Origin of the sequence: Brevundimonas sp. SL130 (genome assembly GCF_026625805.1) — a bacterium.
Taxonomy (GTDB): Bacteria; Pseudomonadota; Alphaproteobacteria; order Caulobacterales; family Caulobacteraceae; genus Brevundimonas.
This window is the reverse complement of the sequence record NZ_CP113064.1, coordinates 2,959,729-2,984,569: the sequence shown is the minus strand read 5'-3', so window position 1 is coordinate 2,984,569 and position 24,841 is coordinate 2,959,729. Positions and strand designations below refer to the sequence as shown.

Below are 24,841 nucleotides of genomic sequence, written 5' to 3'. Positions count from 1 at the left end.
ACGACGGCTGCGCCGCCGTGCGCGGTCTCCCTCTCCCGCAAGGGGAGAGGGGCTGTGATGATCCAGGGCTACGCCTCGCTGTGGGGCGTGGCGGATCTGAACGGGGACGTGGTGCAGGCGGGGGCGTTTGCGGACAGTCTGGCGAAGACGGGGGCGGCGGGGGTGCGGATGCTGAACCAGCATGACGCGCGGGCGCCGGTCGGGGTCTGGGACGAGATCATTGAGGACGCGCGGGGCTTGTTCGTGCGGGGCCGGATCGAGGACTGGTCGGCCGAGGCCCGCTTCGCCGCCGCGCTGAGCCGGGCGGGGGCGATGGACGGTCTGTCGATTGGATACCGCACGGCGCGGGCGCGACGTCAGGGGCGGCTGCGGGTGCTGAGCGGGGTGGAACTGTGGGAGGTGTCGCTGGTGACGTTTCCCATGCTGCCGGGGGCTAGGTTTGCGGCTGTTGAGAGCGACCGTCCCGCCGGCGGCTAGGGCTTTTGTCGGATAAGCGCGGGGACGCGGCAGTGAGGCCGCACCCATTGGGCTTTCACTGGGCAGATCCAACCCAGCAGCTCCATGACAGCCGAATATTCGGCTGACAGATCCTTCTTGATGATGGGTTCATGGTGCCAGACGCGATTTCGAAAATCGGCGACGCGTTTGACTCGCTGTGCGAGATCTCCTCGGGTCCGTCCAGAGGCCAAATGGGGGAAGGCGGTATGCAGTCGTCCGCCCCAGAGGTTTGGATTATATCGCTTCTGAAGCAGGCTTGCCCAGAAGCCGAAGGAAAGTGTGGCTACAACCTGGCCGGTATCCAGTGTTGCGCCCCTGTTGCGGATCCGCCGCAGGGCGACCTCGATATCAGAAGCGCGTTCGGGACCGGCCATCTTCAAGAACTGGTCTTCCTGCCACCACTTCTGGCCATAGAGACTGATCAGATGATGGTTGATCCTGTTTCGAAGTCCGACTTCAACAGATTGAACGGGAAGATGAAATGCTTCACCAACTAGAGCATTCCAGATGTAGAGGCGTAGGGCGCGCTCGGGATCAAAGCCTGCGGCTGTTAGATAGGTCCCCATCCGGTCATCGGATATGACGGGCCTCAGCTGCTCGATAAGAGTTTGTTGAACTAGGTTCGCCACTATGCGTATAGACATCCCAGTGAGCCGGAACCCGTCACTGCCTTGGCATACGGTTTCGGACTGATAGAGCCCCGCGACAGCCGAAAGGCCCTCGCGGGGTTTCGCCTTTCAGACATATCAGTGTTTTTGAGATGCGCGAGCGGTAAGATTACCGTGCGTTGCAAAGGCGCGGGCGCAGCGTCAGGGGCGTTTGAGGGTGCTGAGCGGGATCGAGCTGTGGGAGGTGTCGCTGGTGACCTTCCCGATGCTGCCAAGGGCGCGGTTTATGGCTTTGAAAAATGTTTGGGGTGAAGGAGAAAAGCTATGACGATCTGTAATGCTTCAAAACAGAACGATATTGAGGCCGATGATGGTTCTCCATGTTCTCAAGCTGATTTTCTTCGTGATTTAACTTCAATCGCGAATAAGCACGATCTCGGCATCAATGAAGATGCAGAGCTTTTTGTGATGGAAGCAGAGGATTTTTCTTTCCGATACACCTGTAACGAGGTGGGTCGACTGGAACGTCTATAAACGGACGCAAAGTCCTGAATTCGGCAGGGGCATGGGTATCGCTGGATCGACACCCTTCGTACGCCGTAGCTCATCCAGTAGAACTTGAGGATCGAAGTGGGTGCCGAGAAGTTTCTCGCTCTCTGGTCGCGCGTAGGTGACTTCTTTGCCTCTATAGACGACGAGGGGGCTGCCTGTGCTTATCGCTCGACGAGCCAAGGCGCGCATATAGTACATATTGAACTGAGCTTCAGCGAGGGTGCTGGGGGCCGTATAAGGCACCTTTGCCATGGTGGTTCCCCCACTTGGTGTTCGCCGCTCGACTCGGTCCTTTAGAAGGTTCTGGTCAGTGAGTGCGCGCGCCAAGCTGTCGTCGGTACCGGTCTTCGCGGCTTCGCTGGTTAATTCCGGCCAGAGCTCCGCACCTCGATCATTGAGGTGGTTGCTGACGTACATGGACTGTTCTTGGCGATCCATGTCGATCTCTTCAGACATTAATGTCCGCGTTTCAGCATCGAGATTTTCGTAGCGTAATCCCATCGCGTAGCCTCCTTAGGTTTTTGTTAACCATAACCTAGGCGCGAGCTTTGCCATTGCAAGTGCGGTCGCGAGTTTATTGAATGATCCTAGGTCATGGCGCGCCTATGGCCACATTCTCGACGGTCGCGAGAAGTGCCCGATAGGAAAATTTCTTTGAGGCGGTTCATGCCTCGTCCCTAACCGCAACTAGCGGTTTCTAATACCGGAGATATCATGAAAGAGACCCAACAGGCTTCCGGCTCGCCGGAAGCGCCCGCTGTCGTGCGCGAGATGATGGCGGCGTTCGAGGCGTTCAAGGGGGCGAATGACGCCCGGCTGGGCGAGATCGAGAGGAAGGCGGCGGCGGATGTGCTGCTGGAGGAGAAGGTGGCGCGGATCGACCAGGCGGTGGCGTCGGCGCAGGCGCGGCTGGATCGGGTGATGAGCCAGAACAGGCGTCCGGCTATCGGCGGTATGATCGGCGGGGAGCGGGTCGAACCGGCGTCTGCACCGGAGGCGAAGGCGGCGTGGGATGGGTATTTGAAGACGGGCCAGTCTGGCGCGCTGGAGGTCAAGGCGGGGCTGTCGGGCGGGGCGACCTCGGGCGGCTATGTGGTGCCGTATGAGACCGAGCGGGCCATCGAGCGACGGCTGATGGCGGCGTCGCCGATGCGCGAGATCGCCACGGTCAGGACGGTGGCGGCGGGGGTGTTCAGAAAGCCGGTGTCGACGGGGGGCGTGTCCTGCGGCTGGGTGGCGGAGGCCGCCGCGCGGCCCGAAACGGACCCGGCGACCCTGGCCCTGCTGGAGTTTCCGTCGGCGGATCTGTACGCCAATCCGGCGGCGACCCAGGCCCTGCTGGACGACGCCATGGTCGATCTGGACGAATGGCTGGCGGCCGAGGTCGAGGACGCCTTTGCGGCGCAGGAGACCCAGGCCTTCGTCAACGGCGACGGGGTGAACAAGCCCAAGGGCTTCCTGACCTATCCGACCGTGGCGGACGCGGGTCAGGCCTGGGGTCAGATCGGTTATGTGGCGTCGGGTGCGGCGGGCGGGTTCGCGCCGACCAGTCCGGCGGACCGGTTGATCGACCTGGTCTATGCGCCCAAGGCCCAGTACCGGCCGAACGGGCGGTTCGTGATGAACCGAAAGACGGTCTCGGCCGTGCGCAAGTTTAAGGACGCGGACGGCAACTATATCTGGCAGCCGGCGACGCGGCTGGGCGAGACGGCGTCGCTGTTGGGCTATCCGGTCACTGAGATCGAGACCATGCCGGATGTGGCGGCCAACAGCCTGTCCATCGCCTTCGGGGACTTCCAGCGCGGGTATTTGATCGTGGACCGGGCGGGGGTGCGGGTGTTGCGCGACCCCTATTCGGCCAAGCCCTATGTGCTGTTCTACACGACCAAGCGGGTCGGGGGCGGGGTGCAGAACTTCGACGCGGTGAAGGTGATGCGGTTCAGCGCGGGTTAGTCGTCGAGTGGCGAGTCCATAGTAGGTGAGTAGTGAGCGAGAAGTGAGCGTAAAGACAAGAGCGGCTCACGGCTTGCTCACCTTTTGCTCACTTTTCACTCGCCACTCGCCTCTTTCAAGACAAGCGAGGTTTTACATGGCGCAGCCGGTGACGGTGGCGGAGGCGAAGCTGTTTCTGCGGGTCGAGCATGAGGCCGAGGACGGGCTGATCCAGACCCTGATCGAGGCGGCCCAGGCGCGGGTGGAGGGGGATGTGGGGTTGAACCTGACCTCCACCTCGCCGGCGGGGTTGAGGCTGGCGATCCTGATGCTGGTGCTGCGGGCCTATGAGCGGGGCGAGGCGGTCGGGGCGGCGACGGCGGTCGAGACCTGGGTCGCGCCCTATCGCGTGGTGCGGCTGTGAGCGGCGGGCTGAGGGTGCTAGCCGGCTTGTTCCAGCCGGTGGAGACCCAGACGCCGTATGGCGGGCGCAGCATCAGTTTTGAAGCCGTGGGCTCGGCCTGGCTGAAATGCGGGGTGCGTCGGCGTGTCGAACGGGGCGACGGCGACGAGCGGCGCATCATCGAGACGGCGACGGCCGAGGCGCGGGCCGATCCGCGCCTGACGCCGGGCCGGGTGCTGCGCTTCGGCGGGGCGGACTGGACCATCGTCGCGGTCGATACGCCGCGGCCGGGCCGTGCCCTGCTGGATCTGGAGCGGGGGCGATGAGAGATCACGAACGGGCCCTGCAAGGGGCGATCCTGGCGGCGTTGAAAGCCGATGCGACGCTGGGCGCCCTGCTGGAGGGGCGGATATGGGATCAGGCGCCGGAGGCGGCGGTCTGTCCCTATCTGGCGATCGGCCGATGCGAGAGCCGGCCTGTGGCGGCGGACGGATGCGGGGTCGAACACGACCTGACCCTGACGGGGGTGTCGCGGTTCGCGGGATCGGAAGAGGCCAAGGCCATGGCGGCGGCGGTGCGGGCCTGTCTGCACGACGCGCGGCTGGAGGCCGACGGGGTGCGGACGGTGTCGCTGAGCGCCGGGGTTTCGGAGGTGTTCAGGGCGTCGGACGGGCGGCGGACCTTTGCGGTCGTGCGGCTGAGGGCGGTGACGGAAGAGGTGGAGTGAGCGCAGAAGTGTGGAGTGGCCAGTAAGTAGTGAGCGAAGGCGTGAGCGAAGAAGTGAGCTGAAGTTGCATGCTCACCTCTCGCTCACTCGTCATTTCTCTGCTCACTGAAACACGCGCCACTCGCCGCTCGCCAATCAACAAGCAAAGCGAGGACGAAGATGACCGCACAGGCGGGCAAGGACATGCTGCTGAAGATCGAGGGCGCGCCGGGCGTGTTCACGACGGTGGCGGGGCTGAGGGCGCGGACGATTTCGCTCAACGCGCGGACGGTGGATGCGACCGACGGCGACAGCGCCGGGCGGTGGCGCGAGTTGCTGGCGGGGGCCGGGGTCAAGTCGGCGGCGGTGTCGGGGCAGGGGATCTTCCGCGACGCGGCGTCGGACGCCTTGGTGCGGGAGGCCTTCTTCGACCAGGCGGCGAAACGGTGGCGGCTGGTGGTGCCGGACTTCGGCGTGCTGGAGGGGGCCTTTCTGGTGGCGGCGCTGGAGTACGCCGGCGAGCACGAGGGGGAGGCGACCTTTGCGCTGAGCCTGGCCAGCGCGGGCGAGATCGGGTTTTCGGCGACATGAGCGGCGGGGACTGGCCCCCCTCGGGCCGAAGGGCGGCCCTCTCCCCCCAAGGAGGGGAGATTGGCCCGCGCGGGGAAGCGGGAGTGGTGCTGGGCGGGGTGCGGCGAAGGGTGTGTCTGACCTTGGGAGCCCTGGCGGAGATCGAAACCGGCTTGGGGGTCGAGGGGCTGGCGGCGGCGGCGGAGCGGATGAAGGCCTTGTCGGCGCGAGATCTGATGGTGGTGCTGGGGGCGGTGCTGCGCGGAGGCGGGGAGGCGGTGGATGTGGCCGGGGTCGATCCGCGCGAGGCGGCGGTGGCGGTGGCGGCGGCGTTTGAGGCGGCGGCGCGGTGAGCGCCGGGCGGACGTCGTGGGGCGAGATGTTGCGGGCGGCGATGCGGATGGGGATCGCCCCGGAGGCCTTCTGGCGGCTGTCGCTGAAGGAATGGCGGATGCTGACCGAGGCGCCTCGCGCGTCGCCGCGGATGGGGCGGGCGGGCTTGGCGAAACTGATGGAGGACTGGCCGGATGGCGGATGAGTTCGGGCGGAAGGCGGTCGATGATCTGCCGCTGAAGGCGGCCGAGGCGGGGGCGGCGCTGGAGGCGCTGAAAGGTCCGGCGGAGGATGCGGCCAACGCCATTGAAGCGGCGTTCGGGCGAGCGGGCGACAGTTTGACCCGGTCGCTGGCGCGGGCGGCGGCGGACGGGGAGGTGTCGCTGGGCGAGCTGGCGAAGGCGGTGCTGAACGCGGTCAATGCGGCGGCGGGATCGGGCGGATCGGGCAACGGACTGAGCGCGGCGATCCAGGCGGCGATGTCGAGCTTTGGCGGGGCGCGGGCCGACGGCGGACCGGTGATGGGCGGCGCCGCCTATCTGGTCGGGGAGCGCGGGCCGGAGGTGTTTCGGCCGGCGACCGGCGGCGAGATCGGGCCGTCGGCGAGCGGCGGGGTGACGGTCAATGTGGCGGTGGACGGCGGGGCGCCGGCCCTGCTGCGCTCCGAGGCCCAGATCGCCCAGATGCTGGCGCGGGCTGTCAGTCTGGGGGCGCGGCGGATGTAGGGTTTTTGAGTGGCGAGTGGCGAGTGAAAAGTGAGAAGGGAGTGAGCGAGAGGTGAGCTGAAGGGGAGATGGAGGTGAGATGGTGGTCGGCCTTAGCTCACCCCTTGCTCACTCTTCACGCCTTGCTCACCCGACTTCTCGCTCACCCCCCGTTCGGATCATTCGCCCTTGGAGTTGGGGCCGTAGCGGTTGTCGCCCTTTTGGCTGTCGACCAGGCCGATCCACAGCAGGAAGATCAGGGGAACGACGGCGGAGAGAAGGAAGGCGATAATGCCGGGGCCGATCAGAGCCAGCATGGCGGCGGGGTCCTCGTCAAAGTCGTAGTCGGTCATGCCGTTGGCGACGGCGGCCATGACCACCATGACGAAGCCAACGATGAAGAAGACGACCGACGAGGCCCAGGGAATGGCGATCAACCAGCCCGTCTTGCCCATGTCGTGCAGACGTTTCACCGAGATCGCGAGGTTGGGCCAGATCAGGGCGAGGGAGATCAGGCTGCCTATAATCGGCAGCCAGCCGGCGACGACGCCGACGCCCAGCAGGATCAGCCAGCCGATCCAGAAATGGCTGCGGCGCGTTCGACCCTCGAATGCGAACAGAAGCTTTTGCCAGTCGAGTCCGGCGACGGGATTGTCGCTCGAAGCCGCCAGGCCGCCGGCGACGCCGACCGTCGAGGGGGCGCCGGCTAGGATCAGGATCTGGGTCGCCTCTTCGCCTTCGGGCACGAAATCGACGCGCACGCCGGCGGCGGGAACGGCCGGCGACTGAAGTCCCGATGAGACGAAGCTGTAGCGCACGCCGTCGTCGCCGCTGATTAAACCGGTTCCGGCCGTGGTGTCATAGCTGAGGATTTCGCCGCGCAAGTCTTCGCTCCCGTCTCGATACGGCCGTTGCGACCGCGATGGGGCGAGCATGGACGACCGGCGCATTGCGAACAAGTAAAACAGAGGACAGGTTAGGATGGACTTCCACGAGGCGCGCCTGCCCGTACGGCTGGCCTTCGGTTCGACGGGCGGGGTGGAGCGGCGGACGGAGATCGCCACCCTGGCGTCCGGGTTTGAGCGACGATCGACACCGTGGGCCCTGGGGCGGCGACGGTTTCTGATCGGGGCGAATCTGAGGTCGCTGGACGATATGGCCGAGCTGATCGCCTTCTTTGAGGCGCGGCGGGGGCGGCTGTACGGCTTCCGGTTCAAGGATTTTGCGGACTTCAAGTCGTGCGCGCCCAGCGAGACGGTCTCGGCGACGGACCAGGGGCTGGGCGTCGGGGACGGGGAGCGGACGGCGTTCCAGCTGAGCAAGGCCTACGGCGACGTGGAACGGCCGATCACGAAGCCGGTCCAGGGATCGGTTCGGGTCGCGGTCGGCGGCGTCGAGACTTCGAGCTTTGCGGTGGACGCGACGACTGGGGAAGTGACCCTGATGATCGCGCCGGGGGCGGGGGTGGGGGTGACGGCGGGCTTCCTGTTCGACACGCCCGTGCGGTTCGACACGGACCGGATCGAGACGACGCTGGAGAGTTTCGACGCGGGGCGGATGGCGGCGGTTCCGTTGATCGAGGTTCGGGTCTGATCATGAGAGACGTACCGGAGGAAATGGCCGCCCGCATCGAGAGCGGGGCGGCGCCGCTGTGCCATGTCTGGCGGCTGGAGCGGGCCGACGGGTGCGTGACCGGGTTCACGGATCATGACCGCGACCTGGTGGTGGACGGGGTGGTCTGCCGGGCGGGGAGCGGCTGGACCGCCGGGGCGGCCGAGAGCGCGGTGGGTTTGGCGGCGGGCGCGGCGTCTGCTTCGGGGGTGCTGGACGATGCGGCGATCACCGAGGCGGATGTGGCGGCGGGGCGGTTTGACGGGGCGGCGGTGGAGCTATGGCGGGTGGACTGGTCGGAGCCGGGCCTGAAGGTGCGGCTGTGGGCCGGGACCCTGGCGCGGATACGTCGCGAAGAGGGGCGGTTCCTGGCCGATCTGGAAGGGCCTCTGGCGACGCTGGAGCGGGTGGTCGGGCGGACCTATGGGCGGATGTGCGATGCGCGGCTGGGGGATGAGCGCTGCCGGGTCGCGGATACGACGGGACGGGGCTGCGACAAGCGGTGGGAAACCTGCGTCGGTACGTTCGGCAATGGCGTGAATTTTCGAGGGTTCGCGGACGTGCCGGGCGATGATTTCCTGATGGCCTACCCGGCGGGGAGCGCGCGGAACGATGGCGGAAGCCGGCGGTGAGGGGGCGGATGATCGTCGCCTCGGCGCGTTCCTGGCTGGGCACGCCGTACAGGCATCAGGCCAGCGTGAAGGGCGTGGGGGCGGATTGTCTGGGACTGGTGCGCGGGGTGTGGCGAGAGGTGGTCGGCGCGGAGCCTGAGGCGCCGCCGGCCTATTCGGCGGACTGGGCCGAGACCGGCGGACGCGAGACCCTGCTGGAGGCGGCGGGACGGTGGCTGAAGCCTGTGCCGGTCGCGGACATGCAAGCGGGCGACGTGCTGGTGTTCCGCATGTCGACGGGCGCGGCGGCGAAACACTGCGCCATCCTGAGCGACAGCGGAGAGCCGGAGCCGAGGATGATCCACGCCTATTGGGGACGGGCGGTGGTTGAGAGCTGGATGGGGACGTGGTGGCGGCGAAGGCTGGTCGCCGTGTTCCGGTTCCCCTGGGAGGTGGACGCCCTGGCCCCCTCCGTCACGGCGCTGAAGAAGCGCCGCGCCACCTCCCCCAAGGGGGGGAGGATTTGTCGGGTTTGAGGAGGCGTAGATGGCGCAAGTCGTACTGAGCGCGGTGGGGCAGTCGGTCGGGGGGGCGGTCGGGCGGGTAATCGGGGCGACGATCGGGCGGGCGATCGACAATCGGGTGGTCGGATCCTTGTCGCCGGCGCGGCAGGTCGGGCCGAGGCTGGACGCCTTGAATGTGCAGGGGACGGCGGAAGGGTCGCCGATGGCCTGTGTCTTGGGACGGGCGCGGGTGACGGGGCAGGTGATCTGGGCCGCGCGGTTCCTGGAGAGCAGGAACAAGGGGCAGGCGGGCAAGGGCGGGCCGACGACGGTCGACTATGTCTATTCGCTGAGCTTCGCTGTGGCCCTGTGCGAGGGGGAGATCGACGGGATCGGCCGGGTCTGGGCCGACGGCCGGCTGATGGACCTGAGCGGCGTGGCGATGCGGGTCTATCGCGGGGGAGAGGACCAGACGCCGGACCCCCTTATCGAGGCCGTCGAGGGAAATGCGCCGGCCTATCGCGGCACGGCCTATGTGGTGTTCGAGGACCTGCCGCTGGGGCCGTTCGGGGATCGGGTTCCGCAGCTGAGCTTCGAAGTGTTTCGTCGGCCGCGAGGGCGGGAGGCGCGGCTGGAGGATTTGCTGGAAGGGGTGTGTCTGATCCCCGGCGCGGGAGAGTTCGCCCTGGCGACGCAGGCGGTGGTGCGGCGCGAGGGGCTGACGCGGACGACGGTCGAGAACGTCCACAACGGCGAGGGGCGGGCGGACCTGGTCGTGTCGCTGGACCAGCTGCAGGCGCAGTTGCCGAACCTGAGACGGGTCAGTCTGGTGGTGGGATGGTTCGGGGATGATCTGCGGGCGGGACATTGCCGGGTTCGGCCGGGCGTGGAGCGGCGCGACAAGCCGACTGAACCGCTGGTCTGGTCGGTGGCGGGGGTGCGGCGTGAGGAGGCCTATGAGGTCACTCGCGTGGACGGCGCCCCGGCTTATGGCGGGACGCCGTCGGATGAGAGCGTTCGGCAGGCGATCGCTGAACTGAAGGCGCGGGGGCTGGAGGTGACGCTGTATCCGTTCGTCTTCATGGACTGCCCCGGCTATCCGTGGCGCGGACGGGTGGCTGGCGTGGATGGGGCGGGGGCTACGGCAGAGATTGCGGCCCTGTTCGGTGGGGCCGAGGATTGGGGTCTGCGGCGGATGGCGCTGCACTATGCCCGGATCGCGGCCGAGGAGGGGGCGGGCGGCCTGTTGATCGGCTCAGAGATGCGGGGCGTGACCTGGACCCGGGGTGCCGCCGGGAGCTTTCCGGCGGTGGCGCAGTTCCGGGCCCTGGCGGCGGAATGTCGGGCGGTGGCGGGGCCGGAGGTGCAGCTGTCCTATGCCGCCGACTGGAGCGAATATTTCGGGCGGCAGACGGGTGGCGAGGTGGTGTTTCACCTCGATCCGTTATGGGCTGATCCGAACATCGACCACGTATCGATCGACTGGTACCCGCCGCTGACCGACTGGCGCGAAGGCGACGGCGGTGTGGATGCGGCCGTGTTCGACGGCGCGGCTGATCCGGCCTATCTGGCGGCGGGCGTCGCGGGCGGGGACGGGTTCGACTGGTACTATGCGAATGAGGTGGATCGGGCGGCGCAGGTGCGGACGCCTATCGTCGATACGGCGCATGGCGAGGACTGGGTCTTCCGGCCCAAGGATCTGAAATCCTGGTGGTCCAGCCTTCATTATGACCGGCCGGGCGGGGTGCGGAGAGCGACGCCGACGGCCTGGCTTCCGGGGATGAAGCCGGTGCGGCTGTCGGAGTTCGGCTGTGCGGCGGTGAACCGAGGCGGCAATGCGCCCAATCTGTTCCAGGACCCCAAGAGCCGCGAGAGCAGCCTGCCGCCGGGATCAACCGGGGTGCGAGACGACGCGGTGCAGCGGGCGGCTCTGGAGGCGGTGCTGGGTCACTATGGCAGACCTGAGAACAATCCCGTGTCGGCGGTCTATGGCGGGCGGATGCTGGAGGGAGCGGACGCCTGGTGCTGGGACGCGCGGCCCTATCCGGCCTTTCCCGCGCGGGGCGATGTCTGGGCGGATGCGCAGGCGTGGCGCGCCGGGCACTGGCTGAACGGACGCTTGGCTGGAGATGGGCGCGACCTGATCGAGGCAGTGCTGACGCGCGGCGGCCTGGCGGTGGACGAGATGTCCGTCGAGGGCGTCGAAGGGGCGGCGGCGGGCTATGTCATTGACCGGCCGATGCGAACCCGGGATGCGCTGGAGCCCTTACTCGCCGCGTTCGATGCGGTGGCGTCCGAGCGGAACGGACGGGTGGCGGTGCTGGGCCGGACACCGATCTGCGCCGATCTGGCGCGGGAGGCCCTGGCCCTGGCGGATCAGGGCGCTGCGGAGACGGTCACGCGCGGGCTGGAGATGCGGCCCGGCGAGGCGCGGGTGCGGTTCATCGACGAGACGGCCGACTATCAGACGGGCGCCGTGACGGTGCGGGCGGAGGACGCCGATACTGCGGCGACCGGCGGAGGGGTGGATATGGACCTACCGCTGGCGTGCGGCGACGGTCTGGCGCGGGCGGCGGCGGAGCGGGCGCTGGATGCGGCGAGGGCTGAGACGGTCACCCTTGCGCTGGGGCCGCTGGAAGCCTTGCAGTTTGAGCCGGGCGACGTTCTGCAATTGGAGGGGCGGGGCGGCGATTGGCGGGTGATGCGGGTCATGGCCGACGAGACGCCGTCCGCCGTGCTGGAGCCGGTCGGGGGAAGGCGGACGTACGAGGACCAGGTCGGCGTAGGTGGAGGCGAGACGCCTTCCCTGGTCGGGGCGCCCTTCGCACTGGTGATGGACCTGCCGCCCCTGATGGGCGGGGAGGAAGACCGGCGGCCGGTCGTTGCGGCGGCGGCGGAGCCGTGGCGAGCGATGCGATTGTATGCCGGGGCCTCGGTCGAGACCCTGACGGCGCGGGCGGACATGGAAGCGCCGGCGACGGTTGGGGTCCTGATGGATGAGCTGGGCGCCGGCGTGCGCCATCGCTGGGACGAGGTCAGCGCGATCGTTGTTCGTATCGAAGGGGCGTCGCCTCAGAGCGCAGTCGAGGCGGCGGTGCTGGGCGGCGCCAATGCGCTTGCGGTCGAGACGGCGGCGGGGTGGGAGGTGGTGCAATATCGGTCCGCCGTACTGGTCGGGCCGGAGACCTGGCGGCTGACGGGTCTGTTGCGCGGGCAGCAGGGGACCGAGGTCGAGATGCGGGCGGGGGCGAGGGCCGGGTCGATCGTGGTGTTCCTGGACGATCGGCCGGCGCGGGCGGAGATCGGGCGCAACGAGCGGGGATTGCCGCTGGTCTGTCGCGTCGGTCCGGCGGGGTCGGCGCCGGGCGGGGCGGGGTTCAGCGAGGTCGGTTTCACCCTGCAGGGGCTTTACGCGCGGCCCTGGTCTCCAGCCGGACTGGCGGTCGAGGGCGGAAGCGATGGACTGACGGTGCGATGGACGCCGCGTGTGCGGCTGTATGGGGACGGCTGGGATGGCGAGCCGACGGCGGTCGATCCTTTGCGGTTCCGGGTGCGGGTGATCGACGGCGAGGCGACGGTCGTGCGGACGATGGAGGTCGGGGGGACGACGGTTCTGTATTCCGCACTGGACTTAGAGGCGGACTTTCCGGGCGGGGCGAGCCCGATGGCGCGGATCGGCGTCTCGCAGTGGGGCGATGGGTTCGGTTGGGGCGTCGAGGCGGAAATCGGGCTGGTTTGAGCAAATATGCCGGGTCCGGCCCTTTGCGGGGGCGAGGCCATGGCTTAACTGACGGCCTCTCGGTGTTTTCAGTTGGAGCGGCAACGCACGTGGCAGGCGATCCCTATAAGGAACTGGGCGTTTCGAAGGGCGCGAGCGCGGACGAGGTCAAGAAGGCGTTCCGCAAACTGGCCAAGGAACTGCACCCCGACAAGAATCCCGGCGACAAGATCACCGAGGACAAGTTCAAGCGGGTGACGGCGGCCTTCGACATCCTGGGCGACGCCGAGAAGCGGGCCAAGTACGACGCCGGTCAGCTGGATAACGACGGCAACGAACAATATCGCGGTTTCGGCGGCGGCGCGCGGACCGGCGGCAGTCCGTTCGGAGGCGCGACTGGCGGCGGGCCGGGCGGCCGGGGCAATTTTGACGGCGTCGATCTGGACGACCTGTTCGGCATGTTCGGCGGGGGCGGCCGTCAGCGCGGGGCGCGAGACTTCACCGCGCGCGGACAGGACGTGAAGGCGACGCTGGACATCAGTCTGGAAGACGCCATCGCCGGGGCGACCAAGCGAATCCAGTTCTCGGATGGGCGCACACTGGATGTGACCATTCCCAAGGGGGCGGCCGATGGCCAGACCATTCGCCTGCGCGGCCAGGGATCGCCAGGACGCGGGGCCGAGAACGGCGACGCCCTGATTGAGCTGAAGATCGAGCCGCATCCGATCTACAAGCGCGACGGGGCGGACCTGACCATGGACCTGCCGGTGTCGGTGCCCGATGCGGTGCTGGGCGCCAAGGTGCGGGTGCCGACGCCCGAGGGCGCGGTGCAGATGACGATTCCGGCCGGATCCAACTCAGGCAAGCTGCTGCGGTTGAAGGGGCGGGGCGCCTTCGCACAAGGACGGCGGGGCGATCTGCTGGCGCGGCTGGTTGTGACCCTGCCGGACGAGCCGGATGCGGCCCTGGTAAAATTCGCCGAGGACTGGCGCGCCAAGCGGCCCTATACGCCGGGACGCTAAACGGCGCTCAAGCCGCGCAGTAGCGCCGAGGAGATGGAATCATGATCGCAAAGCCTGATGTGAAGCCGGCGCGGCCGTGGTTTTCGGCCGGGCCGACCGCCAAGCGGCCGGGGTACAGCCTAGCCGGTCTGCCGCAGGATCTGCTGGGGCGCGGCATCCGCGCGCCGGAGGTGGTGGAGCGGTTCGCGCACGGCTTGCGGCTGACGCGGGCGGTGCTGGAGGTCCCCGAGAGCCATGTGCTGCTCTATACGCCGGGCTCGGACACCGGGGCGGTCGAGGCGGCCCTGTGGGGGATGCTGGGGGCGCGGCCGGTGCAGGTGGTGGCGTTCGAGAATTTCGGCCTGACATGGCTGGCGGATGTGAAGGATCATCTGGGGCTGGAGCCGGAGGCGCTGACGGCGCCCTGGGGCCAACTGCCGGACCTGAGCCGGGCCGACTGGTCCAAGGACGTGGTGTTTCCTTGGAACGGCACGACCTCGGGCGTGCGCGTGCCGGACGCCGACTGGATCGCAGATGACCGCGAGGGGTTGGCCATCTGCGACGCCACCTCGGCCGCCTTCGCCATGCCGCTGCCGTGGGACAAGCTGGATGTCGTGACCTTCAGCTTCCAGAAGGCGCTGGGCGGGGAGGCGGGCATCGGCGTGATGGCCCTGTCGCCGCGCGCGGTGGCGCGGCTGGATACGTATCGGCCGGATCGGGCCATTCCCAAGCTGCTGCGGCTGACGGACGGCAAGGGGTTCGACCGGGCCTTGGGGCAGGGGGTGGCGATCAACACCTTCTCGATCCTGACCATCGAGGACTGGATCGACGCCCTGGAGTGGGCGCAAGGGATCGGGGGCTTGAGCGAACTCATCCGGCGGACGGACGCGAACTACGCCGCCCTGGCCGAATGGGTGGCGCGGACCGACTGGATCGATTTCTTGCCCGAACGGCCCGAGATCCGCTCGACCACCTCGGTGTGTCTGAAGTTCACCGACCCGCGCATCGCGGCCCTGGACGCCAAGGCGCAGAAGGCCTTCGTGATGCGGTTCAAGGCGTTGCTGGAGGGCGAGGCGGCCGTGTTCGACATGGAGCCGCACCGCAATGCGCCGCCGGGACTGAGGCTGTGGTGCGGTTGCACGGTCGAGGTCGCCGATGTGGTCGATGCGACGCCTTGGCTGGAGTGGGCGTTCGAGACGGCGGTGGGGATTATTTAAACTGAAGTTGAATATCCAGATTAAGCGCGCCATATAGCGGTTATTACTTCTTCCCCGCTGGACACGCCTCGAAAGGGGCCTCCGGCGGGGTTATTGATTTTTGGGTCCAAGTTCTGCAACTCTCGCGGTATGGTCCATATTCCCCAGGCAATCAGAGCCGTCGCCTTCTTTGACGGCCAGAACCTGTTTCACAGCGCAAAAGCCGCGTTTGGCTATCCATTTCCGAACTTCGATCCCGTCGCTTTGGCGAAGGCGATCTGTGCAGCTCAAGGCTGGCAGGTCGAGGGAGTGCGATTTTATACCGGGGTTCCCGACGCCGCAGACAACCCGTTCTGGCATCACTTCTGGACGGCCAAGGGAGCGCAAATGGGTCGTGAAGGTGCTTATATCTGCACCAGACCCCTTCGTTATCGGAACAAGCAGGTGAAACTGCCGGACGGGTCGATCCATACGTTTCTGGATGGCGACGAGAAGGGTATCGACGTCAGGATTGCATTGGACGTCATTCAAATGGCGCATCGCGATGAATATGACGTAGCGCTGCTGTTCTGCCGCGATCAGGATTTGGCAGAGGTGGCGTCAGAGATCAGGCTCCTCGCCAGCCAGCAAGATCGTTGGATCAAGGTAGCTTCTGCCTATCCTTTCAGCCCGGCGACAAAGGGATGGCGAGGCATAAACAAGACCGACTGGATCAAGATCGACCGGGCGATGTACGACGCTTGTATCGATAAGCGCGACTATCGACCCAAAAAGCCCTCGGCCTGATGGGACACCGGACGATTCTCCCGCTATAGGCTGCGCCCGCATTCTAGCGGAGTACGGACTTTGGCGAACGTAGCGGTGGTCGGCGCCCAGTGGGGCGACGAGGGCAAGGGCAAGATCGTGGACTGGCTGTCCAACCGCGCCGACATGGTCGTGCGGTTCCAGGGCGGGCACAATGCGGGCCATACGCTGGTCGTGGACGGCAAGGTCTACAAACTGGCCCTGCTGCCCAGCGGCGTGGTCCAGGGCAAGCCGTCGATCATCGGCAATGGCGTGGTCGTGGATCCCTGGCACCTGGTGGGCGAGATCGAGAAGATCGCGGCCCAGGGCGTGGCCATCAGCCCCGACATCCTGACCATCGCAGATAACGCCTGCCTGATCCTGCCGATCCACCCTGCGCTGGACGTGGCGCGCGAGGCGGCGGCCAGCGCGCCGGGCGCCAAGATCGGCACGACCGGTCGCGGCATCGGTCCGGCCTACGAGGACAAGGTCGGTCGGCGCGCCATTCGGGTGTGCGACCTGGCCAATGAAGACGACCTGAAGGTCAAGATTGAGCGTCTGCGTTCGCACCACGATCCGCTGCGCGCGGGCCTGGGGCTGGAGCCTATCGATCCCGAGGCGCTGTTGGCGTCGCTGCTGGAGATCGCGCCGAAGATCCTGCCCTATGTGAAGCCGGCCTGGCGGGTGCTGGATCAGGCGCAGAAGGACGGCAAGCGGGTGCTGTTCGAGGGGGCGCAGGGCGCCTTCCTGGACGTGGACCACGGCACCTATCCCTATGTCACCAGCTCAAACACCGTGGCGGGGCAGGCCGCAGCAGGATCCGGGATCGGACCGCGGGGCGTCGGCTATGTGCTGGGGATCGTCAAGGCCTATACGACCCGCGTCGGCGAGGGTCCGTTCGCCTGTGAGCTGGACGACGAAGTCGGCCGGCATCTGGCGACGGTCGGCCGCGAAGTCGGGGTCAATACCGGCCGGGCGCGTCGCTGCGGCTGGTTCGACGCCGTGCTGGTGCGCCAGTCGGTGGCGATCAACGGCATCGACGGAATCGCCCTGACGAAGCTGGACGTGTTGGATGGGTTGAAGACGCTGAAGATCTGCATCGGCTATAAGGTCGATGGTCAGGTGCTGGACTATCTGCCGTCCAGCCTGAAAGCCCAGGCGGCGGCCGAACCGGTGTTCGAAGAGCTGGAAGGCTGGAGCGAGAGCACCGCCGGCGTTCGCAGCTTTAAGGATATCAACGCCAATGCGATCAAATATGTGCGTCGGATTGAGGAGCTGATCGGCGCGCCGGTGGCCCTGCTTTCGACCAGCCCGGAGCGGGACGACACCATCCTGATGCGCGATCCTTTCCAAGGGTGAGACGAAAAGGCGCTTCGATTCAACGGGCCTTAACCAGCACTGCGTAAGGTTTCGGCTGAAACCGGAGCAGAAGCCCTTGTTCACCGCCGACGCCAGAACCTTGAGCCGCATTGAGCCCGCCGTGCGCAGGGTCGTGATCGTTGAACCGAATGTCGCCGCCGCGCGACTTCTGTCCGACGTCATGAAGGGCCTGGGCGCGCGCGAGGTCTATGTCGCTGTCAACGAGGAAAGCGCGCTGGAATTGCTGCGCGACGTCGAGCCGGGAATCATCTTTACGGAACACGCGGGCGAGGCGCTGAGCGGCGAGGCCCTGGCGCGACGGATACGGCGGTCGAACATGGCCTGCCGCACGGCGCCCATAATCATGATCACGAACGAGGCCACCGCCGCCGCCATCAAGGGCGCGCGCGACGCCGGCGTGCATGAGTTTCTGCGCAAGCCCTATACGATCGGCGATCTGTTCAAACGGGTCGAGAACGTCGCTTTGAAATCACGCCCCTGGGTCGAGGCTGTCGGCTATGTCGGCCCGGACCGGCGCCGCTTCAACTCGGGCGAATATTCCGGAGCGCGCAAACGCCGGGCGGACGGCTCAGCAGCAGCCGGCAAGATCGACGTCAAGGACCAAGCGATCCGTATTCTGGCTGCCGCCATATCGCAATTCGATCAGGATCCGGCCCAAGCGGTGCGCGCCATCCAACAGCAGGCGCAGACTTTGAAGACCTTGGCGGTCAAGGCCGGCGACGCCAAGTTGGCGATCGCAGCCGGTGGGCTTGAAGCCCTCATGGGGTCGGGCGCAGTGACCAAGGCCGGACTGACACGGCCGATCGAAGAGATCCTGGCGACGGCGCGCATGACGCCCGCCGCAGAGATGGCGCGGGCGTCCTGATTTTCTGACGCCGGAGGGCCGCCGTCAGGCGACCCCCAGGGTCAAATCACGCATCCACCAGATTGCGCTCTTCAGCGGCGGCGCGCATGGCCTTCTGTAGCTTTTCAAAGGCGCGGACCTCGATCTGACGAACGCGCTCGCGGGACACGCCGTATTCGCCGGCGAGCTCTTCCAGGGTGACCGGGTCGTCCTTAAGGCGGCGCTCGGTCAGAATGTGCTTCTCCCGATCTGTCAGCTCCTCCATGGCCTCTTGAAGCAGGCTCATACGGATGCCCTTTTCCTCGTCTTCGGCGAGTTGGGTTTCCTGGGACACGGCCGTGTCGTCGGCCAGCCAGTCCTGCCACTCGCTTTCACCGTCAGCGCGCAGAGGTGCGTTCAGCGAGGCGTCGCCGCCGAGGCGGCGGTTCATGTTGGTGACCTCTTCCTCACTGACGCCCAGTTTGGTGGCGATGGCGGCGAGGTGTTCAGGGTGCAGATCGCCTTCCTCGAAGGCCGAGATCTGGCTCTTGGCCTTGCGCAGGTTGAAGAACAGCTTCTTCTGCGCCGCCGTGGTGCCCATCTTCACGAGCGACCAGCTGCGCAGGATGTATTCCTGGATCGACGCGCGAATCCACCACATGGCGTAGGTCGCCAGTCGGAAACCCTTGTCCGGGTCGAACTTCTTGACGGCCTGCATCAGGCCGACATTGCCCTCGGAAATCACTTCGCCGATCGGCAGGCCGTAGCCGCGATACCCCATGGCGATCTTGGCCACGAGACGAAGGTGCGAGGTTACGAGACGGTGGGCGGCTTCGGGGTCCTGGTGCTCCGACCAACGTTTGGCGAGCATGAACTCCTCGTCCTTGGTCAGCATCGGAAACTTGCGGATTTCCGTCAGATAACGCGACAAGCCTTGTTCAGGCGACATCACCGCGAGCGTACTATTGGCAGCCATATGGTCCCTCCGACCGTCAAACGAGCGGGTTCTTCGTCGTCGGCCACGGCGTGTGCACCGACGTCTCACCCCTCAACCGTTGAAGTAGCGATAGGTTGCCGCCGTTTTTAGAGGCGGGGGGTCACACGAAAGCGTGACCGTGGCCCCGGCGCCACTCGTGCCGGCTGGTGTCTGATATAGAACCTAGTCAGTTGCTATTCAAGACGCGCGTCTTGGCCGGTCGGCGATCAGCTTCCATTCAGGGTGCCGATTTGTTGGCGGCGCAGTTGGTCAGCGGCGAGCGCGCGCTCTTCCGGAGTCAGATCAGCAGGCCGGCAACGCCGAACCGGAAAACGCGATCCGACGACCGGCTCGTTCCGACAGACCAAAGGCCGTCCGGCCCGGCGTTCTTCCGCCGCCGTTCCGTTCGAGGGGGTGGCCGTGGTGGCTTCGGCAGTTTGAATCGGAACGGCAGATGAGTCGGTTGGAAGGGGCGGCGTCGTCGTCTGACCGGAGAGCGCAAGAGCGAATGCGATAATGATCATGGCGTGAAATCCCTTTGTACAATGGTGTTATTTAAGTTCGTTTTCTGCTCAAAGCTGACTTCCGTCTGCTCTCATGTTTTGGCTTTGCTGTCGGCGCAACTGATCGGCGGCGAGCGCGCGCTCTTCCGGAGTCAGATCAGCAGGCCGGCAACGCCGAACCGGAAACCGCGATCCGACGACCGGCTCGTTGCGGCAGATCAGACGGCGCCCGGCCCGGCGTTCTTCCGCCTCGCTTCCGTTTGTGTCGGCGGTCGCGACTTCGACAACCCGTGGCGCGGTGGGTTGAGCCGACGGCGCCGAGGATGTGGCCGGAAGCGGCAGGCTTGCGGCTTGGCTGTAAAGAGCGATCGCAACGACGAAAATGATCATGGCCTGGAGCTCCTGTTTATCTACTGACGCTATGTCACTGGCGGGTGTGGTGACAACCCTTCGGTGAGCGAATGTGATCGTTGGAGAATTCGGCGACCCCTCGTCAGATTCCCAGAAGTCCCCGATAGGTGGGATGCACGACGTCCGCGTACTCAGGGTGCTTGTTGAGATAGGCCGAGAAAAAGGGGCAGACCGGCAGTATCAAAAGGTCTCGCGCCCGGGCATCGGCGAGGACATGCTTCGCCAGTCGGCTGGCGATGCCTTGCCCCTCGAGCCGTTGCGGCGCCAAAGTTTCGGTGATCATCAGGTTCGGCGGAGACAGGTTGTAGGTGACGACCGCCACCTCGCCATCGACGGGCCGTTCGTAACGGTTGAGCTCGACCTTGTCGTGAATTTCAGGGCCGAGCATGGCGAGCCTCAGAGGTCGGACAGCAGGGTTTCGAGCTGCACCATATCAGCGGGCGGCGCGGTCTCGAAGCGCAGGGTTTCCCCGGTGACTGGATGGACGAAGCCTAGGACAGCTGCGTGCAGGGCCTGGCGGGTCAGGCCGGCCTCGGCGACGGCGGTGCGGACCGCCGCAGCGGGGCTGCCCGAGCCATAGGTCGCGTCGCCGAGGATGGGGGAACCCTTGGACGACAGGTGGACTCGGATCTGGTGGGTCCGGCCGGTGTGGAGCGTGCAGGCTACGCGGGCGGCGGGCGGCGGGCCGCCTGGCTTCGAAGGCAGCCCGAACACCTTTTCGGTCCTATAGTCTGTAACGGCGTGGCGCCCGCCGGACGTAAGCACAGCCATCTTCTTTCGATCGCCATATGAGCGACCGATCTGGGTTTCGATGCGACCTTGTCGTGGAATCGGCATTCCGCGCGTCAGGGCGATATAGGTCCGTTCGATGTCGTGGGTGGCGAACAGGGCGGAAAGGCCCTGATGGGCGCGGTCGGTCTTGGCGGCGACCATGACGCCCGAGGTGTCCTTGTCTAGGCGATGGACGATGCCGGGGCGGGCGACGCCGCCGATGCCCGACAGACTGTCGCCGCAGTGGGCCAGCAGGGCGTTGACCAGGGTGCCGGTCTCGCAGCCGGGCGCCGGGTGGGCGGCCATGCCGGCGGGCTTGTCGATGACGATCAGATCCGCGTCTTCGTAGAGGACGGTCAGGGGGATGGCTTCGGGCTGGGGCGTGGCGGGAGCGACGGGCGGCAGGGCGACGACATAGAGGCCGGGCTGGGCCTTGGCGGAGCCGGCGGTCAGGATCAGCCCGTCGCGGCTGACAGCGCCTTCGGCCAGCAGGGCCTGAAGGCGGGCGCGCGACAGGGTTGGGAAGGCTTCGGCCAGGGCCTTGTCCAGCCGAACTCCGGGCGCGTCGACATGGGCCTCCAACACCTCGGCCGCAGAGAGCGGGAGGGGCAGGTCTTCTTCGTCGATCATACCTGGGTCGGACACCGGCGCTCATTAGCACGACGCGCGGCTTGCGCGAGGACCCGTCACCGTTTGATAGTGACCCTTGGGGCGTAGGGGATACTGATGAAGCATTTTCTGATCACGGGCGGCGGGATCGCCGCAGCGGCGCTGCTGGGCAGTTGCACGACCATGAGCAAGGATGAATGCCTGGCCGGCGCCTGGGGTGAAAAAGGCTATGCCGACGGAACGGCGGGCTATCCGATGAGTCGGCTGGACGACCACGCCAAGGCTTGTGAGAAATATCAGGTGTCGCCCAATCCGGCCGCCTATGGATCGGCGCGCGAGGACGGGCTGAGAAGCTACTGCACCTTCCAGCGGGGCTGGGTCGAAGGGCGTGCGGGCAATAGCTACTACGGAGTCTGCCGACCCGAAGAGGAGGCGGAGTTCCTGCCCGCCTATAATGACGGGCGCAGGCTGCATGAGGTCGAGGCGGCGGTCGAGAACGCCGAAAGCGCGCTAAGCAGCGCCGAGTCCCGTATCGAGGATCGCGAGGAAAAGCTGGACGCCAAGCAGCGCGAACTTCGCCAGGACGGCCTGACGGACGAACAGAAGCAGCGAATCCGCGACCGGATCGACGAAGTACGCGGGGAAATCCGCGACGCGCGTCGCAACGCCCGAGAGGCGCGCGACGCGCTGGATCGCGCCGAATGGGACCTGCGCCAGGTGCGGGGCGAACTGAGCGGCCGCTACCCGGTGTTCTGATCGGTCAGGCGGCCTTGACGGCCGCGCCCCGGAAGGACGGATCCAGATCGCCCGAGGCGTAGCGGTGGGCCATCTGGGCGGTGGACAGGGGGCGGATGCGCGACGCCTGACCTTCGCAGCCGAACTGCTGATACCGCTCCAAGCAGAGCTTCTTCATCGCCGCCTTGGCGGGCTTCAGATAGGCGCGCGGATCGAACTCGCGCGGGTTTTCCATCAACGCCTTACGGATGGCGCCGGTGATGGCCATACGGTTGTCGGTGTCGATATTGACCTTGCGCACGCCGTGGCGGATGCCGCGCTGGATTTCCTCGACCGGCACGCCCCAGGTCTGGGGCATTTCGCCGCCGTACTGGTTGATGATGTCTTGCAGATCTTGCGGCACCGACGAGCTGCCGTGCATCACCAGGTGGGTGTTGGGCAGGCGGCGGTGGATGTCCTCGATCACATTCATGGCCAGGATGTCGCCGTCCGGCTTCTTGCTGAACTTGTAGGCGCCGTGGCTGGTGCCCATGGCGATGGCCAGGGCGTCGACCTTGGTGGCGGCGACGAAGTCGACGGCCTGATCCGGGTCGGTCAGCAGCTGTGAATGGTCCAGCTTGCCCTCGAAGCCGTGGCCGTCTTCGGCCTCGCCCATGCCGGTTTCAAGCGAGCCCAGAACGCCCAGCTCGCCCTCGACCGAGACGCCGCAGGCGTGGGCCATTTCGGTGACGCGGCGCGTGACCTCCACATTGTATTCGTAGGAGGCGGGGGTCTTGGCGTCCTCTTCCAGCGAGCCGTCCATCATCACCGAGGTGAAGCCGTACTGGATGGCGGTGGCGCAGGTGGCCGGGCCGTTGCCGTGGTCCTGGTGCATACAGACCGGGATGTCGGGATAGAGTTCGGCCAGGGCGTCGATCAGCTTGGCCAGGACGATGTCGTTGGCGTAGTTGCGGGCGCCGCGCGAGGCCTGGATGATGACGGGGGCGTTGACCTCGTGGGCCGCCTCCATGATCGCCAGACCCTGTTCCATATTGTTGATGTTGTAGGCGGGCAGGGCGTAGTCGTTCTCTGCCGCGTGGTCGAGCAGCTGTCGCAGCGTGATGCGCGCCATGATGAAATCTCCTGAGCCGAAAGTCTTTTGTGATTGGGCGAGAGACTAGCGTTGCGGCGCAACAAAGTCACGCCGTGTAACAACCGCCTTCCTGGGATATTACGAAGTCGGGGGCGCGATGCCGCTGCGCCTCCGCGTGTGCAAATCCCGTGGATCACCATCAGGACGGTTGTGCAAGCAACTGAGGCGTGAGATCGTCGGCGTGGTTTACACGTTGGAATTGAACGATGCGTACGTTTTTGATCGTCGCTGTATCGGCAGGGCTGAGCGCATGTGCGACCCCGCCAAAAATAGATTGGGCGGGGTCTATGGCAAGTGCCCTGGAGGGCACGTGCCGACAATCCTCACGCTGCGATGTGCCGGCCTGTAGGGATCCGCAAGCGGCTTCTGGGTCTTGCGACAATCCCTATCCCGGGCAGCACGGCGCGGCGCGGGCGCCGACGGTTAAACCCTAAGGGCCTCGACGCCCGGCAGGGGCTTGCCCTCCATCCATTCCAGGAAGGCGCCGCCGGCGGTGGAGACGAAGGTCATGTCGTCCGAGACGCCTGCGTGGTTCAGGGCCGAGACCGTGTCGCCGCCGCCGCCGACGGCGACCAGCACCCCGGCCTTGGCCAGAGCCGCCGCATGGCGGGCCACGGCCACGGTCGCGGCGTCGAAGGGCGGAATCTCGAACACGCCCAGGGGGCCGTTCCAGATCAGGGTCTTGGACGCCGTCAGGGCCTCCAGAAGGCGGGCGACCGTGGCGGGGCCGGCGTCCAGGATCTTGTCGTCGGCCGACAGGGCGGCGCCGGCGACCACGGGCCGTGATGCGGCGCCCGGCTTGACCTCCGTCGCCACCACGAAATCGACCGGCAGCAGCAGCGCACAACCCCGCGCCTCGGCCTCGGCCATGATCTCGCGGGCCGTGTCGGCCATGTCGCGTTCAGCCAGCGAGCCGCCGATGTCGATGCCCTGGGCGAACAGGAAGGTGTTGGCCATGCCGCCGCCGATGGCCAGCCGGTCCAGCTTGCCGACCAGGTTCTTCAGCAGGTCCAGCTTGGTCGAGACCTTGGCGCCGCCGACGATGCCGATGACCGGCTTCTGCGGATTGCCCAGGGCGGCGTCCAGGGCGTCCAGTTCGCGGCGCATGGACTCGCCGGCATAGGCGGGGATGTGGTGCGCGATGCCTTCGGTCGAGGCGTGGGCGCGGTGCGCCGCCGAGAAGGCGTCATTGACATAGAGGTCGCCCAGGTCGGCCAGCTTCTGGGCGAAGACCGGATCATTGGCCTCTTCCGCCGCATGGAAGCGCACATTTTCCAGCAGGACCACGCCGCCGGCGTCCAGGTCGCGGATGGCGTCCACGGCGTCCGGGCCGATGCAGTCGTCGGCGAAGCGGACGGGCGCGCCGAGCAGTTCCTCCAGCGGCTGGACCACCGGCTTCAGGCTCATCGACGGGACGCGCTGGCCCTTGGGCCGGTCGAAATGGGCCAGCAGCACGACCTTGGCGCCGGCGTCGCGCAGGCGCTGGATCGTCGGCAGGGCGACCCGCAGTCGGGTGTCGTCCGTGACCTTGCCGCCCTCCATCGGGACGTTGAAGTCCACGCGGACCAGGGCCGTCTTGCCGGCGAGGTCGTGAGCGTCGTCGAGGGTGCGGAAGGTCATACTGTCGTTTCCCTGTCTCCTCCCTATCGCGAAGCGATGGGGAGGTGGCGCGGCGCCTCTTGCGCCGTGACGGAGGGGCTCTGGCCCCAGGTTCGGTGCGGCGGAGAGAGCCCCTCCACCACTCCGTGGTCCCCCTCCCCACGGTGTGGGGA

Annotated in this window: 30 protein-coding genes; 20 read left to right on the top strand and 10 right to left on the bottom strand. The window is 66.6% G+C overall.

Annotation, left to right across the window (positions count from 1 at the left end; all coding sequences use genetic code 11):
* Positions 1 to 57 precede the first annotated feature (57 nt).
* Positions 58 to 477, top strand: coding sequence for an HK97 family phage prohead protease (locus OU998_RS14605; RefSeq protein ID WP_267514384.1), 420 nt, complete (start codon positions 58 to 60; stop codon positions 475 to 477).
* Here OU998_RS14605 and OU998_RS14600 read toward each other — a convergent pair.
* Positions 474 to 1,064: a hypothetical protein gene (locus tag OU998_RS14600; protein ID WP_267514383.1), complete on the bottom strand. Its 591-nt coding sequence runs from the start codon at positions 1,062 to 1,064 to the stop codon at positions 474 to 476. The two genes, OU998_RS14605 and OU998_RS14600, sit on opposite strands and share 4 nt — an antisense overlap.
* Before the next feature lie 366 nt (positions 1,065 to 1,430).
* On the opposite strand from OU998_RS14600, the gene OU998_RS14590 reads away from it, so the two are divergent.
* Positions 1,431 to 1,640 carry a hypothetical protein gene (locus OU998_RS14590; protein WP_267514382.1) on the top strand — a complete coding sequence of 70 codons (210 nt, stop codon included), beginning with the start codon at positions 1,431 to 1,433 and terminating at the stop codon, positions 1,638 to 1,640.
* Here OU998_RS14590 and OU998_RS14585 read toward each other — a convergent pair.
* On the bottom strand, positions 1,635 to 2,159 hold the full coding sequence (locus OU998_RS14585) for a hypothetical protein (RefSeq protein WP_267514381.1): 525 nt from the start codon (positions 2,157 to 2,159) through the stop codon (positions 1,635 to 1,637). The two genes, OU998_RS14590 and OU998_RS14585, sit on opposite strands and share 6 nt — an antisense overlap.
* 213 nt (positions 2,160 to 2,372) lie before the next feature.
* On the opposite strand from OU998_RS14585, the gene OU998_RS14580 reads away from it, so the two are divergent.
* The 8 genes from OU998_RS14580 (at position 2,373) to OU998_RS14545 (ending at position 6,327) form a co-directional block, all read left to right on the top strand.
* Positions 2,373 to 3,611: a phage major capsid protein gene (locus tag OU998_RS14580; protein WP_267514380.1), complete on the top strand. Its 1,239-nt coding sequence runs from the start codon at positions 2,373 to 2,375 to the stop codon at positions 3,609 to 3,611.
* Positions 3,612 to 3,747: 136 nt separating this feature from the next.
* A complete protein-coding gene (locus OU998_RS14575; protein WP_267514379.1) occupies positions 3,748 to 4,014 on the top strand; it encodes a head-tail connector protein in 267 nt (88 codons plus the stop codon).
* Between the two features lie 26 nt (positions 4,015 to 4,040).
* Complete coding sequence (locus OU998_RS14570) at positions 4,041 to 4,319, top strand: head-tail adaptor protein (RefSeq protein ID WP_267514378.1); 279 nt, start codon at positions 4,041 to 4,043, stop codon at positions 4,317 to 4,319.
* Positions 4,316 to 4,720: a DUF3168 domain-containing protein gene (locus tag OU998_RS14565; protein WP_267514377.1), complete on the top strand. Its 405-nt coding sequence runs from the start codon at positions 4,316 to 4,318 to the stop codon at positions 4,718 to 4,720. The genes OU998_RS14570 and OU998_RS14565 overlap by 4 nt, the downstream gene beginning before the upstream one ends.
* Positions 4,721 to 4,879: 159 nt before the next feature.
* The gene (locus tag OU998_RS14560; protein ID WP_267514376.1) at positions 4,880 to 5,290 is read left to right on the top strand and encodes a phage major tail protein, TP901-1 family; all 411 of its coding nucleotides are present in this window, start codon (positions 4,880 to 4,882) and stop codon (positions 5,288 to 5,290) included.
* A 122-nt stretch (positions 5,291 to 5,412) separates the two neighbouring features.
* A complete protein-coding gene (locus OU998_RS14555; protein WP_420709756.1) occupies positions 5,413 to 5,622 on the top strand; it encodes a gene transfer agent family protein in 210 nt (69 codons plus the stop codon).
* Positions 5,619 to 5,807 (top strand): phage tail assembly chaperone, encoded by a 189-nt coding sequence (locus tag OU998_RS14550; RefSeq protein ID WP_324287967.1) that lies wholly within the window; start codon positions 5,619 to 5,621, stop codon positions 5,805 to 5,807. The genes OU998_RS14555 and OU998_RS14550 overlap by 4 nt, the downstream gene beginning before the upstream one ends.
* Positions 5,797 to 6,327, top strand: coding sequence for a phage tail tape measure protein (locus OU998_RS14545; RefSeq protein ID WP_267514375.1), 531 nt, complete (start codon positions 5,797 to 5,799; stop codon positions 6,325 to 6,327). Before OU998_RS14550 ends, OU998_RS14545 begins: the two co-directional genes overlap by 11 nt.
* Before the next feature lie 158 nt (positions 6,328 to 6,485).
* Here OU998_RS14545 and OU998_RS14540 read toward each other — a convergent pair whose 3' ends face one another.
* Positions 6,486 to 7,190 (bottom strand): DUF805 domain-containing protein, encoded by a 705-nt coding sequence (locus OU998_RS14540; protein ID WP_267514374.1) that lies wholly within the window; start codon positions 7,188 to 7,190, stop codon positions 6,486 to 6,488.
* A gap of 97 nt (positions 7,191 to 7,287) precedes the next feature.
* On the opposite strand from OU998_RS14540, the gene OU998_RS14535 reads away from it, so the two are divergent.
* The 9 genes from OU998_RS14535 (at position 7,288) to OU998_RS14495 (ending at position 17,974) form a co-directional block, all read left to right on the top strand.
* On the top strand, positions 7,288 to 7,899 hold the full coding sequence (locus OU998_RS14535; RefSeq protein ID WP_267514373.1) for a DUF2460 domain-containing protein: 612 nt from the start codon (positions 7,288 to 7,290) through the stop codon (positions 7,897 to 7,899).
* Between the two features lie 2 nt (positions 7,900 to 7,901).
* Positions 7,902 to 8,549, top strand: coding sequence for a baseplate hub protein (locus OU998_RS14530; protein ID WP_267514372.1), 648 nt, complete (start codon positions 7,902 to 7,904; stop codon positions 8,547 to 8,549).
* 8 nt (positions 8,550 to 8,557) lie between these two features.
* On the top strand, positions 8,558 to 9,064 hold the full coding sequence (locus OU998_RS14525) for an NlpC/P60 family protein (RefSeq protein ID WP_267514371.1): 507 nt from the start codon (positions 8,558 to 8,560) through the stop codon (positions 9,062 to 9,064).
* Between the two features lie 10 nt (positions 9,065 to 9,074).
* Positions 9,075 to 12,770 carry a baseplate multidomain protein megatron gene (locus tag OU998_RS14520; RefSeq protein ID WP_267514370.1) on the top strand — a complete coding sequence of 1,232 codons (3,696 nt, stop codon included), beginning with the start codon at positions 9,075 to 9,077 and terminating at the stop codon, positions 12,768 to 12,770.
* Between the two features lie 89 nt (positions 12,771 to 12,859).
* The gene (locus OU998_RS14515) at positions 12,860 to 13,771 is read left to right on the top strand and encodes a DnaJ C-terminal domain-containing protein (RefSeq protein ID WP_267514369.1); all 912 of its coding nucleotides are present in this window, start codon (positions 12,860 to 12,862) and stop codon (positions 13,769 to 13,771) included.
* A gap of 41 nt (positions 13,772 to 13,812) precedes the next feature.
* Positions 13,813 to 14,967, top strand: coding sequence for a phosphoserine transaminase (locus tag OU998_RS14510; protein ID WP_267514368.1), 1,155 nt, complete (start codon positions 13,813 to 13,815; stop codon positions 14,965 to 14,967).
* Positions 14,968 to 15,096: 129 nt separating this feature from the next.
* The gene (locus OU998_RS14505; protein WP_267514367.1) at positions 15,097 to 15,732 is read left to right on the top strand and encodes an NYN domain-containing protein; all 636 of its coding nucleotides are present in this window, start codon (positions 15,097 to 15,099) and stop codon (positions 15,730 to 15,732) included.
* A gap of 60 nt (positions 15,733 to 15,792) precedes the next feature.
* Positions 15,793 to 17,088 carry an adenylosuccinate synthase gene (locus OU998_RS14500; RefSeq protein WP_267514366.1) on the top strand — a complete coding sequence of 432 codons (1,296 nt, stop codon included), beginning with the start codon at positions 15,793 to 15,795 and terminating at the stop codon, positions 17,086 to 17,088.
* Between the two features lie 76 nt (positions 17,089 to 17,164).
* Positions 17,165 to 17,974, top strand: coding sequence for a response regulator (locus OU998_RS14495; RefSeq protein WP_267514365.1), 810 nt, complete (start codon positions 17,165 to 17,167; stop codon positions 17,972 to 17,974).
* A 46-nt stretch (positions 17,975 to 18,020) separates the two neighbouring features.
* Here OU998_RS14495 and rpoH read toward each other — a convergent pair whose 3' ends face one another.
* The 5 genes from rpoH to OU998_RS14470 all read right to left on the bottom strand — a co-directional run bounded on the left by rpoH (position 18,021) and on the right by OU998_RS14470 (position 21,238).
* Positions 18,021 to 18,908, bottom strand: a complete 888-nt coding sequence (rpoH, locus tag OU998_RS14490; protein WP_267514364.1) for an RNA polymerase sigma factor RpoH — start codon at positions 18,906 to 18,908, stop codon at positions 18,021 to 18,023.
* A 227-nt stretch (positions 18,909 to 19,135) separates the two neighbouring features.
* On the bottom strand, positions 19,136 to 19,432 hold the full coding sequence (locus OU998_RS14485) for a hypothetical protein (protein WP_267514363.1): 297 nt from the start codon (positions 19,430 to 19,432) through the stop codon (positions 19,136 to 19,138).
* Positions 19,433 to 19,480: 48 nt separating this feature from the next.
* Positions 19,481 to 19,801, bottom strand: coding sequence for a hypothetical protein (locus OU998_RS14480; protein ID WP_267514362.1), 321 nt, complete (start codon positions 19,799 to 19,801; stop codon positions 19,481 to 19,483).
* 103 nt (positions 19,802 to 19,904) lie between these two features.
* Entirely contained in the window at positions 19,905 to 20,210 is a 306-nt protein-coding gene (locus OU998_RS14475; RefSeq protein ID WP_267514361.1) for a GNAT family N-acetyltransferase, read from the bottom strand.
* 8 nt (positions 20,211 to 20,218) lie between these two features.
* Positions 20,219 to 21,238: an RluA family pseudouridine synthase gene (locus OU998_RS14470; protein ID WP_267514360.1), complete on the bottom strand. Its 1,020-nt coding sequence runs from the start codon at positions 21,236 to 21,238 to the stop codon at positions 20,219 to 20,221.
* A gap of 81 nt (positions 21,239 to 21,319) precedes the next feature.
* Between OU998_RS14470 and OU998_RS14465 the strand changes: the two genes are divergently transcribed.
* On the top strand, positions 21,320 to 21,958 hold the full coding sequence (locus OU998_RS14465; RefSeq protein ID WP_267514359.1) for a DUF2799 domain-containing protein: 639 nt from the start codon (positions 21,320 to 21,322) through the stop codon (positions 21,956 to 21,958).
* A 4-nt stretch (positions 21,959 to 21,962) separates the two neighbouring features.
* Here OU998_RS14465 and fba read toward each other — a convergent pair whose 3' ends face one another.
* Together fba and OU998_RS14455 are read right to left on the bottom strand one after the other, a co-directional pair.
* Positions 21,963 to 23,048 carry a class II fructose-bisphosphate aldolase gene (gene fba / locus OU998_RS14460; protein ID WP_267514358.1) on the bottom strand — a complete coding sequence of 362 codons (1,086 nt, stop codon included), beginning with the start codon at positions 23,046 to 23,048 and terminating at the stop codon, positions 21,963 to 21,965.
* A 444-nt stretch (positions 23,049 to 23,492) separates the two neighbouring features.
* Positions 23,493 to 24,689, bottom strand: coding sequence for a phosphoglycerate kinase (locus tag OU998_RS14455; RefSeq protein WP_267514357.1), 1,197 nt, complete (start codon positions 24,687 to 24,689; stop codon positions 23,493 to 23,495).
* Between the last annotated feature and the right edge of the window lie 152 nt (positions 24,690 to 24,841).